This window comes from Mycobacterium sp. NGS63 (assembly GCF_059812295.1).
Window position 1 is genome coordinate 225326 of sequence record NZ_JCALCJ010000002.1, and the last position, 15495, is coordinate 240820.

The window sequence follows — 15495 nt, forward strand, 5'->3', positions numbered from 1 at the left end:
GCGATGGCCGAGATTGTGTTGGAGAACGTCAACAAGAGCTACGCCGACGGCTCCGCGGCGGTGCGGGACCTGAACGTCACCATCGCCGACGGCGAATTCCTGATCCTGGTGGGGCCCTCGGGCTGCGGCAAGACGACGACGCTGAATATGATTGCCGGGCTTGAGGATATCTCGTCGGGCGAACTGCGCATCGACGGTGTGCGGGTCAACGAGAAGGCGCCCAAGGACCGCGACATCGCGATGGTGTTCCAGTCGTATGCGCTGTATCCGCACATGACCGTGCGGCAGAACATCGCGTTCCCGCTGACGCTGTCGAAGATGAAGAAGGCCGAGATCGCGCGGAAGGTCGCCGAGACCGCGAAAATCCTTGACCTGACCGAGCTTTTGGACCGCAAGCCCGCCCAGCTGTCGGGCGGGCAACGGCAGCGGGTGGCGATGGGTCGCGCGATCGTGCGGCAGCCCAAGGCGTTCCTGATGGACGAGCCGCTGTCCAACCTGGACGCCAAGCTGCGGGTGCAGATGCGCGGCGAGATCGCCCGGCTGCAGCGCAGGCTGGGCACCACCACCGTCTACGTCACCCACGACCAGACCGAGGCCATGACGCTGGGGGACCGCGTGGTGGTGATGCACGGCGGCGTCGCGCAGCAGATCGGCACCCCCGAGGAGCTTTACGAGCGCCCCGCCAACCTGTTCGTCGCGGGCTTCATCGGCTCGCCGGCGATGAACTTCTTCCCGGCGACCCTCACGTCGTTCGGGCTGGCGCTGCCGTTCGGCGAGGTGACGCTGGCGCCGGAGGTGCAGGAGGTGATCGCGCAGCACCCCAAGCCGGCCGCCGTGATCGCCGGGGTGCGCCCCGAGCACCTGGCCGACGCCGCGTTGATCGACGGCTACCAGCGCATCAGGGCGCTGACCTTCGAGGTGCAGGTCGACCTGGTCGAGTCGCTGGGCGCCGACAAGTACGTGTACTTCACCACCGCGGGCCCGGCCGTGCACGCCGCCCAGCTGGACGAGTTGGAGGCCGAGGGCGAGGTGCACGAAAACCAGTTCGTGGCACGGGTTCCCGCGGCGTCCCGGGCCGCTCTGGGGCAGTCGATCGAGCTGGCGCTGGACACGTCGACGGTGGCGGTGTTCGACGCCGACTCCGGGGCGAACCTGACCGTCGCGCCGTGACCGCGATCCTGGAGCTGGCGCGCGCGCACCTGCGCGAACACTTCTGCGTGCAGCCGGATTCGGCGAGCGTGACGTTCCTGGGCGTCGAACCCATCGAGGTGCTGCGCTTCGCCGCGGGGACGGTGGTGCACTACGTGTCGCTGGGGTGCGCGCGGCATCCGATGGTCGATCCCGCGCAGGTGGCCGCGGACCCGGTGCGCGGCCCGCGCGCCGAAGTCGTGCTGCGACTGCGTAACCCGGGCGCGCTGGCCGGGCTGGCGCGCGGGGTGGCGATCGTCGCGGCCACACCCGCCGTGGAGGGGACGGTGCTGGTTCCCAACGCGCTGATCGACCTCGGCTCCCCGCTGTGGGCGGGCGCGCCGTTCACCGCGGTGTTGTTGGGCGACAGCGACATCCCGGAGCTGCCGCTGGACCCGCCCGCCGACCCGGTGACGTTTCTGTCGGCTATTCCGATCACCGCGACCGAGGCGGCCTGGGTGCGGCTCAAGGGCGCCGACGCGATGCGGGCCGCCTGGGAGCAGGACGGCGTCGACGTGCTGGATCCGAATCGCCCCGCCGTGCAACCCCGCTGACGGCTAAGCGCCTTCGCCGAACGTGCTCTCATGGCGGGAAATCGGCCGTTTTTCCGCTTTTTTCCGCCACAGTTTCACGCTCGGCGAAGGAGGGGGAGGGAGGGGGCGAACGCTACAGCCAGTTGCGGTTGCGGAATTGGAAGTACAGCACCAGGCACACGACGGCCATCGCGGCCATCACCGCCGGGTAGCCCCACGTCCAGTTCAGCTCGGGCATGAAATGGAAGTTCATCCCGTAGATCGCCGCGACCATCGTGGGCACCGCCAGGATGCCGGCCCAGGCCGCCATCTTGCGCATGTCGTTGTTCTGCTGCATCCCGACGCGCGCCAGCGCGGCCTGCACCAGGGAGTTGAGCATGTCGTCGTAGCTGGCGATCTGGTCGGCGGCCTCGGTGTGGTGGTCGGTGACGTCGCGCAGGTAGCGGCGCACCTCCTTGGAGATCAGGTCCTTGTACTCGGTCTGGATCCGCTGGAACGCCACGCTCAACGGGTTGACGCAGCGGCGCAGCTCGACGACCTCGCGCTTGAGCAGGTAGATGGGTTCGACGTCGATCTTGCGGCCCGGCGAGAACGCCACCTCCTCGATGGCGTCGATGTCGTTTTCCATCAGGGCGGTCACCTCGAGGTAGTGGTCCACCACGCAGTCGGCGATGGCGTGCATCACCGCGTACGGGCCCAGCCGCAGCTGGCCGGGGTCGGCCTCCATCCGCTTGCGCACGTCGGACAGCCCGCCGTGCTCGCCGTGGCGGACGGTGACCACGAAGTCCTTGTCGACGAACGCCATCACCTCGCCGGTCTCGACGATCTCGCGCGCCAGCGCCACCGATTCGTGCGGGACGTAGTTGACGGTCTTGAGGACCAAAAACAGCGTGTCGTCGTAGCGTTCCAGCTTGGGCCGCTGGTGGGCGTGCACGGCGTCCTCGACCGCCAGCGGGTGCAGGCCGAACACGTCGGCCACCTCCTGCATGTGGCTCTCGTCGGGCTCGTGCAGCCCGATCCACACGAACGCGTCGGCGCCGAGCTCGCGCACCTTGCCCAGCGCGTCGGCGTAGCCGTAGGTGCCGGGCAGCCGCTCGCCGTTGACGTAAACGCCGCAGTCCACCAACGCGGGCTGCGCAACGGGATGGACGTCGGCCACGGGACGCGGTTTGGCGACCGGCCGCAGCGCCTCCGGCAGTGCGTCATACCCGGGAAACACGGTGCTCAATGCTACGCGTCGGCGCGGGTGCGCTAGTTTCGAGCTGATCCGAAAAACCTTCTCCAACAAGGAGCAGAACCGACGTGAGCGCAAGTCCTGTCAAGGTCGCCGTCACCGGCGCCGCCGGCCAGATCGGCTACAGCCTGTTGTTCCGCCTGGCCAGCGGCTCGCTGCTGGGGCCCGACCGCCCGATCGAGCTGCGCCTGCTCGAGATCGAGCCCGCGCTCAAGGCGCTCGAGGGCGTGGTGATGGAGCTCGACGACTGCGCGTTCGGCCTGCTCTCGGGCGTCGAGATCGGCGCCGACCCGAACAAGATCTTCGACGGCGTGAACCTGGCCCTGCTCGTGGGCGCCCGCCCGCGCGGGCCGGGCATGGAGCGCGGCGACCTGCTCGAGGCCAACGGCGCGATCTTCACCGCCCAGGGCAAGGCGCTCAACTCGGTGGCCGCCGACGACGTGCGCGTCGGCGTGACCGGCAACCCGGCCAACACCAACGCGCTGATCGCGATGAGCAACGCGCCCGACATCCCGCGCGAGCGGTTCTCGGCGCTCACCCGCCTGGACCACAACCGGGCGATCACGCAGCTGGCGCGCAAGACCGGCGCCAAGGTCACCGACATCAAGAAGATGACGATCTGGGGCAACCACTCCGCGACCCAGTACCCCGACGTCTTCCACGCCGAGGTCGGCGGCAAGAACGCCGCCGAGGTGGTCAACGACCAGGCCTGGATCGAGAATGACTTCATCCCCACCGTCGCCAAGCGCGGCGCGGCGATCATCGACGCGCGCGGCGCCTCGTCGGCGGCGTCGGCCGCGTCGGCGACCATCGACGCCGCCCGCGACTGGCTGCTGGGCAGCCCGGCGGGCGACTGGGTGTCGATGGCGGTCCTGTCCGACGGCTCCTACGGCGTGCCGGAGGGCCTGATCTCGTCGTTCCCGGTGACGACGAAGGACGGCGACTGGTCGATCGTGCAGGGCCTGGACATCGACGAGTTCTCCCGCGGCCGCATCGACAAGTCGACCGCCGAGCTGGCCGACGAGCGCAAGGCCGTTACGGAGCTGGGCCTGATCTAACCCCTCACCCGGTGTGGCCGGGGTTGCCCGGCGCGCCGTTCGCGCCGGTCCCCCCGGGTGTGCCGTTGGTGCCGGCGACGTTCCCGCCGCCGCCGAGGCCGGCGGCGCCGCCCGTGCCGCCGGCTCCGCCGCCGCCGGGCGTCCCTCCGGCGCCTGGGCTGCCCAGCTGCCCGAGCAGCCCGCCCGCGCCGCCCGCGCCGCCGTCGCCGCCGTTACCGCCGGCGCCGCCGCCGCCACCGGCGCCGCCGTTGCCGCCGTTGCCGCCGTTGCCGTCCTGGAAGGCGGCCTGGCCCGTCCCGCCATTGCCGCCGAACCCGCCGGCGCCGCCGCCGGCGCCGGCGCCGCCGAGGCCGCCCGACCCGCCGGCGCCGCCGGCGCCGCCATTGCCGAGCAGCAGTCCACCGTGCCCGCCCGCGCCGCCGGCGCCGCCGTTGCCCGCCGGCGAGCCGGACGCGCCGGTGCCGCCGTTGCCTCCGGTGCCGCCCAGCCCGCCCGCCGGCGTGGCCGCACCCACGCCGTTGCCGCCCCTGCCGCCGGCGCCACCGGCGGCGCCCGTTCCCCCATTTCCGCCGTTGCCGCCGGCGCCGCCGACTGCGGTGCCCGCGGTTGCGGCGACGCCGTTGCCACCGGGCCCGCCCGCACCTCCCGGGGCGCCGGCCCCGCCGTCGCCGCCTTGGCCGCCGGTGCCGCCGACGGCCGTCGCGGTGAGTGCCGTGGTGACGGCGGTGCCGCCGGCGCCGCCGTTACCGCCGGGCGCGTTGGCTCCGCCGTTGCCGCCCGCGCCGCCGCCGCCCCCGCTGAACGTGGTGTTGCCCGTCACCGTGACGCTGCCGCCGGAGCCGCCGTCGCCGCCGGCCACCCCCGGTAAGCCGGCGCCGGTGATGCCGGCGCCGCCGGCGCCGCCTGCGTGGTTGACCTCGTTGGTGCCCGCGCCGCCCGATGTGGCCCTGGCGGTGGGAGCGTCGACGGGGTTGACGCCGGCCGCGCCGGCCGCGCCGGCTCCGCCGTCGCCGCCCGCGCCGCCGTGGCCCCACAGCCCTAGGGCGTTGCCGCCCGCACCGCCGGTGCCGCCGGCCGCCGTGGCCGTGCCGAGGCCGCCGGCGCCGCCATGGCCGCCGTTGCCGAACAGGATCCCGCCGGTCCCGCCCGCCCCGCCGGCCAGGCCCGGCCCACCGGTCCCGCCGGCTCCGCCGTTGCCGATCAGCCCGGCGGCGCCGCCGTTGCCGCCGGCCTGGCCGGCCAACCCGGCCCCGCCGTTGCCGCCGTTGCCGACCAGCAGGCCGCCGGTCCCGCCCTGCTGCCCGGGCCCGCCGTCGGCGCCGTTGCCGATCAGCGGGCGCCCCAGCAGCGCCTGCGTGGGCGCGTTGATCACGTTGAGTAGGTTCTGCTCGACGTTGACGGTCTCGGCGCCGGCATACGCGGTCGCGCCGGCGTTCAACGCCTGCACGAAGTGCTGGTGAAACGCGTCCGCCTGGGCACCGAGGGCCTGATACCCGCGGCCGTACGCGCTGAACACCGCCGCGATCTGCGCCGACACCTCATCGGCCCCGGCGGCCAGCACGCCCGTCGTGGCGGCCGCCGCGGTCGAGTTGGCTGCCCCGATCGTCGCGCCCACGCTCGCCAGCTCCGCGGCCGCCGCCGTCACCGTCTCGGGTGCCGTGATCACGAACGACATCTGCCGCACCTCCCCGCCGGGTCCACATAGCGGTATGCAAATAGTAGCCACGGCCGGGCGGGGCGGGGGCCAATCCAAATTAGGCCTACTAAGGGGTAGTCAGTACCCTGATTCCGTGCCAGAAACCGTGCATCCTCAGGTCGCCATCGGAGACGACGAGATCTTCGAGGCGCACGTAGGCGGAAAGCTCTCCGTGGCGCTGCAGGCGCCGCTGGACACCCAGCGCGCCCTGTCGATCGCCTACACCCCGGGCGTGGCGCAGGTCAGCCGCGCGATCGCCGCCGACCGCACCCTGGCCGCCCGCTACACCTGGTCGAACCGGCTGGTGGCCGTTGTCAGCGACGGCAGCGCGGTGCTGGGCCTGGGCGACATCGGGCCCGAGGCGTCGCTGCCGGTGATGGAGGGCAAGTGCGCCCTGTTCCAGGCGTACGGCGGGCTGAACGCGATCCCGATCGTGCTGGACACCAAGGACCCCGACGAGATCGTCGAGACCCTGGTGCGGCTGCGGCCGACGTTCGGCGCGGTCAACCTCGAGGACATCTCCGCCCCGCGCTGCTTCGAGATCGAGCGCCGCGTCATCGAGGCGCTGGACTGCCCGGTGATGCACGACGACCAGCACGGCACCGCGATCGTCGTGCTGGCCGCCCTGATGGGCGCTTCCAAGCTGCTCGGCCGCGACATGTCCTCGCTGCGCGTGGTGGTCTCCGGTGCCGGCGCGGCGGGTGTCGCGTGCACGAAACTCCTTCTGACGATGGGGGTTTCGGACATCACGGTGCTCGACTCGCGGGGCATCCTGCACGCCGGGCGCGACGACATGAACGTCGTCAAGGCCGACCTGGCCCGCAGCACCAACCCCGACGGCCTCACCGGCGGCATGGTCGAGGCGGTCGAGGGCGCCGAGGTGTTCCTCGGGCTGTCGGGCGGCGTGGTCCCCGAGGAGCTGATCGCCACGATGGCGCCGGGCGGGATCGTGTTCGCTTTGAGCAACCCGGACCCGGAGATCCATCCCGACGTCGCTTCGAAGTACGCGGCCGTGGTGGCCACCGGCCGCAGCGACTTCCCGAACCAGATCAACAACGTGCTGGCGTTCCCCGGCGTGTTCCGCGGCGCGCTGGACGCCGGGGCGCGGCGGATCACCGAAAAGATGATGGTGGCCGCGGCCGAGGCGATCTTCTCCGTCGTCAGCGACGACCTCGCGATCGACCGGATCGTGCCCAGCCCGCTGGACGCGCGCGTCGGGGAGGCCGTCGCCGCCGCCGTCGCGATCGCCGCCGACACCTCCGTGTGAGCAGGCTGGCCTTAACCCTGCTGGCCGCGCTGCTGGCGGTGGCCGGCTGCGGAACCGGCCGTCCCCCAGCGGAATTGGTGGTCGGCTCCGACTCGGCGCTGCTGGCGAGCATCTACACCGCGGCGCTGCGCTCGTACGGTTTCGCGGCGCGGCCCGAGACCGCCGCCGACCCGCTCGCCGGACTGGACTCCGGCGCGTTCACCGTCGTGCCGGCATTCACCGGCCGGACGCTGGCTCGCGTGCAACCCGGCGCTTCCGCCGTGGGTGACGCGCAGGTCTACCGCGCGATGATCGCGGCGCTGCCCGAGGGCGTCCTGGCCGGCGACTACACCACCGCGGCCGAGGACAAGCCCGTGCTGCTGGTCACGCAGGCCACCGCGCGGGCGTGGGGTGGCCACGACCTCACCGCGGACCTGGCCGCGCTGCCCAAGCATTGCGACGGGCTGACGGTCGGGGCCGTCGCCGGGTTTCCCGCGCCGGCTTCGGTCGGATCGTGCCGGCTGCCGGTGCCGCGCGAATTCCCTTCTACGGCAGCGGTTTTCGATGCGGTGCGGGCCGGTCAGCTGACGGCGGGGTGGACCACCACCGCCGACCCCGGCAACCCCGCCGACCTGGTCGCGCTGGCCGACGGCAAGCCCGCGCTGATCCGGGCCGAGAACGTGGTGCCGCTGTATCGCCGCAACGCGCTGGGCGAGCGGCAACTGCTGGCGATCAACGAGGTGGCCGGCGTGCTGGACACCGCGGCGCTGGCCGACATGCGCCGCCAGGTGGCCGCCGGCGCCGACCCGCAGGCGGTGGCCGGCCGCTGGCTGGCCGAACACCCGCTGGGGCGCTGATTCGCGGCGCATCGAAACTGCGCCCAGAGCGTGCCGCGAGCGGTTTTGGTCGCGCTGAGCGCAGTCTCGGCGAGAAGGGTGGAGTCAGACCTTGGGCATCAGGCGGCCCATCACGGGGCCGAACAGCTGCTGATAGTAAGGCCCCGCGACGCGCACCATCACGTCCAGTAGCTTGGCGTCGGTGCCGACGAGGACGCGGGCCTTCTTCTTGCGCACGGCGTCCAGGATGATCTTGGCGGCCTTTTCGGGGCTGGTCCGGGCCAGCCGCTTGTCGAACAGCTTGGCCAGTTGTTCGGGGTCCAGCCCGTCGGCGGCGGTGGCGTTGCGGGCGATCGCGGTCTTGATGCCGCCGGGGTGCACCGTGGTCACGGCGACGGGGTGGCCGGCCAGCACCATCTCCTGGCGCAGCGCCTCGGTGAAGCCGCGCACGGCGAATTTGGCCGCGTTGTAGGCCGCCTGCCCCGGCACCGAGAACAGCCCGAACACGCTGGAGACGTTGACGACGTGGCCGTCCCCGGAGGCGATCAGGTGCGGCAGGAAGGCCTTGGTGCCGTTGACGACGCCCCAGAAGTCGACGTCCATCACCCGCTCGATGTCCTTGAACTGGCTGACCTCGATGTCGCCGGTGAAGGCGATGCCGGCGTTGTTGTAGATCTGGTTGACCTTGCCGAAGTGCTCGGCGACCTGGTCGGCGTAGGCCAAAAACGCCTCGCGCTCGGTGACGTTGAGCCGGTCGGCCTTGACTCCGGCGCCGATCGCCTTCAGCTTTTCTTCGGTCTGCCCCAGGCCCTCGAGGTCGACGTCGCTGATCGCCACCTTGGCGCCCGAGCGGGCCAGTTCGATGGCCAGCGCCTGCCCGATGCCCGATCCCGCGCCGGTGACCACGGCGACCTTGCCCGCGAACCCCTGCATGAGCACCCTCCTGTCCGTCGATCCCCGTCGAGGCTAGCCGGTACCCCGGGTACCGGGAGCAGGGGGGACAGCGTCGGCCATATTCGCACCCCGCGCGGCACCGGATCTGCGATGCTTCCCCACATGGAGGCAGCGCTGCAATGAACACCGATCCCCGCGCCGACGTCGTCTCCCAACAGTACGAGCGCTGGCGCTACCCCCAGCCCATCACCGACCTCACCCAGATGCCCGACCACATCTGGCACTGGTACGACCCGACGCATTTTCACCGAAATCTGTGGCCGGACCGGGAATACAAGCCCGACCTCGACATCCTCATCGCGGGGTGCGGCACCAACCAGGCGGCCGTCTTCGCGTACAAGAACCCCGGCGCCAAGGTGGTGGGGGTCGACATCAGCCGGCCGTCGCTGGACCATCAGCAATACCTCAAGGACAAGCACGGCCTGTGGAACCTCGAACTGCACCTGCTGCCCATCGAGGAGCTGGGTTCGCTGAACCTCGACTTCGACCTCATCGTCTCGACCGGCGTTCTGCACCACATGGCCGATCCGCTGGTGGGCATGAAGGCGCTCGGCGCCTGCCTGCGCACGGACGGCGCGATCGGCCTGACGCTGTACGCCAAGTACGGGCGCGTCGGCGTGGAAATGCTGCAGTCGGTGTTTCGCGACCTGGGGCTGAGCCAGGACGAGATGTCGGTGGAGATCGTCAAGGAGCTGATGGCATTGCTGCCGGCGGATCACCACATCCAGAGTTACCTGCGCATCGAAGGAGCCGAACTGCGCTACGACGGCGCCGTCGTCGACACCTTCCTGCACGGCCGCGACCGCAGCTACGACGTCGACGACTGCATCGACCTGGTCACCGGTGCCGGGCTGGCTTTTCAGGGCTGGCTGCTCAATGCGCCCTACTACCCGCATGATTCGTTCGCGCCGGGAACCGATCTCAACCGGGCCGTGAACGCGTTGCCGGAGCGCCAGATCTGGTCGGTGATGGAGCGGGTGCACACGTTCGGCGGTTGTCACTTCTTCATGGCGTGCCGGCCGGAGCGCCCGAAAGAGAGCTACACGGTTGACTTTTCGGCCGACGCCTGCCTCGACTACGTTCCGATGTTCCGGATGCGCTGCGGGCTGTCCGGCAACGAGATCTTCCGCACGGACTGGCGCATGGCGCTCAACGCCGCGCAGCTGCCGTTCGTGCAGCAGGTCGACGGCCGCCGCACGATCCGGGAGATCGCCGCGTCCGTGGCGCAGACCGCCGCGTCGCCGCGGGCCAGCGCCGCCGACCTAGAGACGTTCGCGCGCAAGCTGTTTCAGTCGCTGTGGCGGCTGGACTTCCTGGCGATGGCGCTGCCGGCGGCGTAGCACGAGGGAGGCTGGAATGTCGTTTGTCACGGCGGCGCCCGAGGCGCTGGTACGGGCGGCCGCCGAGTTGGCGGGCGTCGGCTCGGCGCTGGGCGAGGTGAACAGCGCGGCCGCGATCGCCGAGGTGCGCCCGGCGGGCGCCGACGACGTGTCGGCGGCCATCGCCGCCGTGTTCGGTGCCCGCGGCCAGGCCTATCAGCGGATCAGCAGGCAGGCCAACGTGTTTCAGCAGCAGTTCGTGCAGGCGCTGACCGCCGGCGCGGGCTCGTACGCCGCCGCCGAGGCCGCCAACGCCAACCCGCTGCAGGATCTGCTGGGCGCGGTCAACGCGCCCACCCAGGCGCTGCTGGGGCGCCCCCTGATCGGCAACGGAACCGACGGGACGGCGGCGAGCCCGAACGGCGGGGCCGGCGGACTCCTGTTCGGCAACGGCGGGACCGGGTTCAGCCAAACGGCGAGCGGCGTGGCCGGCGGCAACGGCGGCAACGCCGGGCTGATCGGCAGCGGCGGGGCCGGCGGTGGCGGCGGGGCCGGGGCCAGCGGCGGTCACGGCGGCACCGGCGGCCTGTTCTACGGCAACGGCGGCGTGGGCGGGTCCGGCGGGGCCGCCGCGCCCGGCGTCAACGGCGGCAGCCCCGGCACCGGCGGCGCGGGCGGCAGCGCGGTCGTCTTCGGCAACGGCGGGTCGGGCGGGCAGGGCGGCATGGGTCTGGCGGGCACCACCGCGGTAACCCCCGACGGCGGGACGGCCGGCACCGGCAACACCGGCCTGGCCGCCGGCAACGCGGGCGGCCCCGGCGGCCCGGGCAGCGGCGGGGCGGTGGGCCAGGTCGGCGGCACCGGCGGGGCGGGCTACGGGCCCAACGTCTCCGGGTCCGACGCCGATGCCCAGGGCGGCAACGGGGGGATCGGCGGCGCCGGCGGCGGTGGCCTCGGTGCGAGCGCCGGCGCGGGCGGCACCGGCGGTGCCGGCGGGATCGGCGGCAACGGCGGGCTGCTCTTCGGCAGCGGCGGCGCCGGCGGCCGCGGCGGCATTGGCGGCACGGGCGGGACCGGCGGCATCGCCGCGAACGGCGGCGTGGGCGGCGCCGGCGGTACCGCCACCACCTCCGGCAACAACGACCTCAACGCCGTCGGCGGTGGCGGCGGCGACGGCGGCACCGGCGGCGTCGGCGGCACGGGCGGGGTCGGCGGCACCGGGGGCGTCGGGGGCGACGGCGGTCGCGGGGGGCTGCTGTTCGGCACCGGCGGCGCCGCGGGCGACGGCGGGGCCGGGGGCGCGGGCGGCTCCGGCGGTCGCGGCGGTGACGGCGGACTCGGCGGCGCCGGCGGCAATGCCTACGCGATCAGCGTGGGCAACGAGTTCGGGATCGGCGGCGACGGGGGCACCGGCGGCAGCGGGGGCGCCGGCGGCACGGGCGGCCAAGGCGGTTCCGGCGGCGCGGCCGGTAAGGCGGGGGACGGCGGCTTCGGCGGCCACGCGGGTTCCGCCGCCAGCCAGGGGGCGGGCGGCGCCGGGGGCACCGGCGGGAATGGCGGTGCGGGCGGTGCTGGTGGCTCCGGCGGCATCACGGACAAGCAACCCGGCGGGGGTTCTCCCATCGGCCCGTCCGGCACCGCCGGCGGGCAGGGCAGCGGTGGCGGCGGCGGCGCCGGCGGCGCGGGCGGGTCGGGGTCAACCCCCGGCGCGACCGGCGGCAACGGGGCTACGGGCTAGCGGAAGGCCGTGTCGAGGATCTCCTGCTGCTCGACGGCGTGCACCTTCGACGAGCCCGACGACGGCGCGGACATCGCCCGCCGCGAGATGCGCTTGAGCCCGATCAGCTTGTCGGGCAACAACTCCGGCAGCTCCAGGCCGAACCGCGGCCAGGCGCCCTGGTTGGCCGGCTCCTCCTGCACCCAGAAGAACTCCGCGGCGGACGGGTAGCGGTCCAGCGTCTCGTTCAGCCGGCGCTTGGGCAGCGGGGCGAGCTGCTCGATGCGCACGATCGCCACGTCGTCGCGGTTGTCCTTGGCCTTGCGCGCCGCCAGTTCGTAGTAGATCTTGCCGCTGGTCAACAGGATTCGCCGGACCTTGGTGCGGTCGCCGATGCCGTCCTCGTAGGTGGGTTCCTCCAGCACCGAACGGAACTTGATCTCGGTGAAGTCCCTGATGTCGCTGACCGCGGCCTTGTTGCGCAGCATGGACTTCGGGGTGAACACGATCAGCGGTCGCTGGATGCCGTCGAGAGCGTGCCGGCGCAGCAGGTGGAAATAATTCGATGGGGTGGACGGCACGGCGATCGTCATCGAGCCCTCCGCCCACAGCTGCAGGAAGCGTTCGATGCGGGCCGAGGTGTGGTCGGGGCCCTGGCCCTCGTGGCCGTGCGGCAGCAGCAGCACCACGTTGGACAGCTGGCCCCACTTGGCCTCACCGGAGCTGATGAACTCGTCGATGATCGACTGCGCGCCGTTGACGAAGTCGCCGAACTGCGCCTCCCACAACACCAGTGCGTCCGGGTTGCCCACCGTGTAGCCGTACTCGAAGCCGACGGCGGCGTACTCCGACAAAGGCGAGTCGTAGACCAGGAACTTGCCGCCGGTGGGGCTGCCGTCGAGGTTGGTCGCCAGCAGCTGCAGCGGCGTGAACTCCGCGCCGGTGTTGCGGTCGATGATCACCGAATGCCGCTGGGAGAAGGTGCCGCGGCGGGTGTCCTGCCCCGACAGCCGCACCAACTTGCCCTCCGACACCAGCGAACCCAGCGCCAGCAGCTCGCCGAAGGCCCAGTCGATCTTGCCCTCGTAGGCCATCTCCCGGCGCTTGTCGAGCACCGGCTGCACCCGCGGGTGCACGGTGAAACCGTCGGGCACGGAAAGGAACGCGTCGCCGATGCGCGCCAGCAGCGACTTGTCCACCGCGGTGGCCAGCCCGGCCGGCACCAGCTGGTCGGCCTCGACCGACTCGCTGGGCTGCACGCCGTGCTTCTCCAGCTCACGGACCTCGTTGAACACCCGCTCCAGCTGGCCCTGGTAGTCGCGCAGTGCGTCCTCGGCCTCCTTCAGCGAGATGTCGCCGCGGCCGATCAGGGCCTCGGTGTAGCTCTTGCGGGCCCCGCGCTTGGTGTCGACGACGTCGTACATGTACGGGTTGGTCATCGACGGGTCGTCGCCCTCGTTGTGGCCGCGGCGGCGGTAGCACAGCATGTCGATGACGACGTCCTTCTTGAACCGCTGGCGGAAGTCGACGGCCAGCTTGGCCACCCACACGCACGCCTCGGGGTCGTCGCCGTTGACGTGGAAGATCGGCGCCCCAACCATTTTCGCGACGTCGGTGCAGTACTCGCTGGAGCGCGAGTACTCCGGCGCGGTGGTGAAGCCGATCTGGTTGTTGACGATGATGTGGATGGTGCCGCCGACGCGGTAGCCGGGCAGGTTGGCCAGGTTCAGCGTCTCGGCCACCACCCCCTGGCCGGCGAAGGCGGCGTCGCCGTGCAGCATCATCGGCACCACCGAGAAGGCCTTCTCGTCGCCGTGGTCCTCGGCGCCGCGGTTGAGCAGGTCCTGCTTGGCCCGCACCAGGCCCTCGAGCACCGGGTCGACGGCCTCCAGGTGCGACGGGTTGGCGGTCAGCGACACCTGAATGTCGTTGTCGCCGAACATCTGCAGGTACACGCCGGTGGCGCCGAGGTGGTATTTGACGTCGCCGGAGCCGTGCGCCTGCGACGGGTTGAGGTTGCCCTCGAACTCGGAGAAGATCTGCGAGTACGGCTTGCCGACGATGTTGGCCAGCACGTTGAGCCGGCCGCGGTGCGGCATCCCGATGACCACCTCGTCGAGGCCGTGCTCGGCGCACTGGTCGATCGCCGCGTCCATCATCGGGATCACGCTCTCGGCGCCCTCCAGCGAAAAGCGCTTCTGCCCAACGTATTTGGTCTGCAGGAAGGTTTCGAAGGCCTCGGCTGCGTTCAGCTTGCTCAGGATGAACTTCTGTTCTGCCACAGTCGGTTTGACGTGCTTGGTCTCCACGCGGTGTTGCAGCCACTCCTGCTGTTCGGGTTCCAGGATGTGGGTGTACTCCACGCCGATGTGGCGGCAGTAGGCGTCGCGCAGCAGGCCTAGCACGTCGCGCAGCTTCTTGTACTCGGAGCCGGCGAAGCCGTTGACCTTGAACACGCGGTCGAGGTCCCACAGCGTCAGGCCGTGGGTCAGCACTTCCAGGTCGGGGTGGCTGCGGAACCGGGTCCCGTCCAGGCGCAGCGGATCGATGTCGGCCATCAGGTGCCCGCGGTTGCGGTAGGCCGCGATCAGCTCCATCACCCGGGCGTTCTTGTCGACGATCGAGTCGGGGTTGTCGGTGCTCCAGCGCACCGGCAGGTAGGGGATGGACAGCTCGCGGAAGATCTCGTCCCAGAAGCCGTCGGAGAGCAGCATCTCGTGGATGACGCGCAGGAAGTCGCCGGACTCGGCGCCCTGGATGATGCGGTGGTCGTACGTCGACGTCAGCGTGATCAGCTTGCCGATGCCCAGCTCGGCGATGCGCTCCTCGCTGGCCCCCTGGTACTCGGCGGGGTACTCCATGGCGCCGACGCCGATGATGGCGCCCTGCCCGGCCATCAGCCGGGGCACCGAGTGCACGGTGCCGATGGTGCCCGGGTTGGTCAGCGAAATCGTCACGCCCGCAAAGTCTTCGGCGGTCAGCTTGCCGTCGCGGGCCCGGCGCACGATGTCCTCGTAGGCGGTGACGAACTGCGCGAAGCGCATGGTCTCGCAGCGCTTGATGCCGGCCACCACCAGGGAGCGCTTGCCGTCCTTGCCCTGCAGGTCGATGGCCAGCCCGAGATTGGTGTGCGCGGGGGTGACCGCGTTGGGCTTGCCGTCGACCTCGGCGTAGTGCCGGTTCATGTTCGGGAACTGCTTGATCGCCTGCACCAGCGCGTAGCCCAGGATGTGGGTGAAGGAGATCTTGCCGCCGCGGGTGCGCTTGAGCTGGTTGTTGATGACGATCCGGTTGTCGATCAGCAGCTTGGCCGGGACCGCCCGCACGCTGGTCGCCGTCGGCACCTCCAGCGACGCGGACATGTTCTTGACGACGGCCGCGGCCGCGCCGCGCAGCACCTGCACCTCGTCGCCCTCGGCGGGCGGGGGGGCGGCGGGCTTCGGCGCGGCCTTGGCCGGGGCGGTCGGGGCCGCGGCCGGCGTCGGTGCGCCGTTGCCTGCCGTCGGCTTGGGTTCCGGCGCGGCGGCGGGGGCGGCCTGTCCGTCGCCCGAGGGGGCTTCGGTGGCCGGCTCGGGGTTGTAGTCGACCAGGAACTCGTGCCAGCTGGGGTCCACGGACGAGGGGTCGTCACGGAACTTGCGGTACATCTCCTCGACCAGCCATTCATTTTGCCCGAACGGAGATATGTTGCTCACGGCCGCTGTTCGCCTCAAT

General features: G+C 71.6%; 11 protein-coding genes. 7 read left to right on the forward strand and 4 right to left on the reverse strand.

Features of this window, described 5'->3' with window-relative positions:
• Positions 1-3 precede the first annotated feature (3 nt).
• Positions 4-1170, forward strand: a complete 1167-nt coding sequence (locus tag AC5Y4Z_RS04420; protein ID WP_499961110.1) for an ABC transporter ATP-binding protein — start codon at positions 4-6, stop codon at positions 1168-1170.
• Positions 1167-1742: a suppressor of fused domain protein gene (locus AC5Y4Z_RS04425; protein WP_499961111.1), complete on the forward strand. Its 576-nt coding sequence runs from the start codon at positions 1167-1169 to the stop codon at positions 1740-1742. Before AC5Y4Z_RS04420 ends, AC5Y4Z_RS04425 begins: the two co-directional genes overlap by 4 nt.
• Before the next feature lie 112 nt (positions 1743-1854).
• On the opposite strand, the gene corA is transcribed toward AC5Y4Z_RS04425, so the two are convergent.
• Positions 1855-2940, reverse strand: a complete 1086-nt coding sequence (corA, locus tag AC5Y4Z_RS04430; RefSeq protein ID WP_499961112.1) for a magnesium/cobalt transporter CorA — start codon at positions 2938-2940, stop codon at positions 1855-1857.
• Positions 2941-3023: 83 nt separating this feature from the next.
• On the opposite strand from corA, the gene AC5Y4Z_RS04435 reads away from it, so the two are divergent.
• Positions 3024-4013: a malate dehydrogenase gene (locus tag AC5Y4Z_RS04435; protein ID WP_499961113.1), complete on the forward strand. Its 990-nt coding sequence runs from the start codon at positions 3024-3026 to the stop codon at positions 4011-4013.
• Positions 4014-4017: 4 nt separating this feature from the next.
• On the opposite strand, the gene AC5Y4Z_RS04440 is transcribed toward AC5Y4Z_RS04435, so the two are convergent.
• Entirely contained in the window at positions 4018-5688 is a 1671-nt protein-coding gene (locus AC5Y4Z_RS04440; protein WP_499961114.1) for a PE family protein, read from the reverse strand.
• Positions 5689-5803: 115 nt separating this feature from the next.
• On the opposite strand from AC5Y4Z_RS04440, the gene AC5Y4Z_RS04445 reads away from it, so the two are divergent.
• Both AC5Y4Z_RS04445 and AC5Y4Z_RS04450 read left to right on the forward strand, forming a co-directional pair.
• Complete coding sequence (locus tag AC5Y4Z_RS04445; RefSeq protein WP_499961115.1) at positions 5804-6976, forward strand: NAD(P)-dependent malic enzyme; 1173 nt, start codon at positions 5804-5806, stop codon at positions 6974-6976.
• A complete protein-coding gene (locus AC5Y4Z_RS04450; protein WP_499961116.1) occupies positions 6973-7812 on the forward strand; it encodes a glycine betaine ABC transporter substrate-binding protein in 840 nt (279 codons plus the stop codon). The genes AC5Y4Z_RS04445 and AC5Y4Z_RS04450 overlap by 4 nt, the downstream gene beginning before the upstream one ends.
• Positions 7813-7896: 84 nt before the next feature.
• Here the strand turns inward: AC5Y4Z_RS04450 and AC5Y4Z_RS04455 are convergent, their stop codons facing one another.
• Positions 7897-8724 (reverse strand): SDR family NAD(P)-dependent oxidoreductase, encoded by an 828-nt coding sequence (locus tag AC5Y4Z_RS04455; RefSeq protein WP_499961117.1) that lies wholly within the window; start codon positions 8722-8724, stop codon positions 7897-7899.
• Positions 8725-8864: 140 nt separating this feature from the next.
• Between AC5Y4Z_RS04455 and AC5Y4Z_RS04460 the strand changes: the two genes are divergently transcribed.
• Both AC5Y4Z_RS04460 and AC5Y4Z_RS04465 read left to right on the forward strand, forming a co-directional pair.
• On the forward strand, positions 8865-10085 hold the full coding sequence (locus tag AC5Y4Z_RS04460; RefSeq protein ID WP_499961118.1) for a class I SAM-dependent methyltransferase: 1221 nt from the start codon (positions 8865-8867) through the stop codon (positions 10083-10085).
• Positions 10086-10101: 16 nt separating this feature from the next.
• The gene (locus tag AC5Y4Z_RS04465; protein ID WP_499961119.1) at positions 10102-11802 is read left to right on the forward strand and encodes a PE family protein; all 1701 of its coding nucleotides are present in this window, start codon (positions 10102-10104) and stop codon (positions 11800-11802) included.
• Here the strand turns inward: AC5Y4Z_RS04465 and AC5Y4Z_RS04470 are convergent.
• A complete protein-coding gene (locus AC5Y4Z_RS04470; RefSeq protein WP_499961120.1) occupies positions 11799-15476 on the reverse strand; it encodes a multifunctional oxoglutarate decarboxylase/oxoglutarate dehydrogenase thiamine pyrophosphate-binding subunit/dihydrolipoyllysine-residue succinyltransferase subunit in 3678 nt (1225 codons plus the stop codon). The two genes, AC5Y4Z_RS04465 and AC5Y4Z_RS04470, sit on opposite strands and share 4 nt — an antisense overlap.
• Positions 15477-15495 lie beyond the last annotated feature (19 nt).

Excerpts from the sequence above, each read along its gene's own strand:
- AC5Y4Z_RS04420 (WP_499961110.1), top strand. The coding sequence starts at position 4 with ATGGCCGAGATTGTGTTGGAGAACGTCAACAAGAGCTACGCCGACGGC.
- AC5Y4Z_RS04440 (WP_499961114.1), bottom strand. The coding sequence starts at position 5,688 with ATGTCGTTCGTGATCACGGCACCCGAGACGGTGACGGCGGCGGCCGCG.
- AC5Y4Z_RS04455 (WP_499961117.1), bottom strand. The coding sequence starts at position 8,724 with ATGCAGGGGTTCGCGGGCAAGGTCGCCGTGGTCACCGGCGCGGGATCG.
- AC5Y4Z_RS04460 (WP_499961118.1), top strand. The coding sequence starts at position 8,865 with ATGAACACCGATCCCCGCGCCGACGTCGTCTCCCAACAGTACGAGCGC.
- AC5Y4Z_RS04465 (WP_499961119.1), top strand. The coding sequence starts at position 10,102 with ATGTCGTTTGTCACGGCGGCGCCCGAGGCGCTGGTACGGGCGGCCGCC.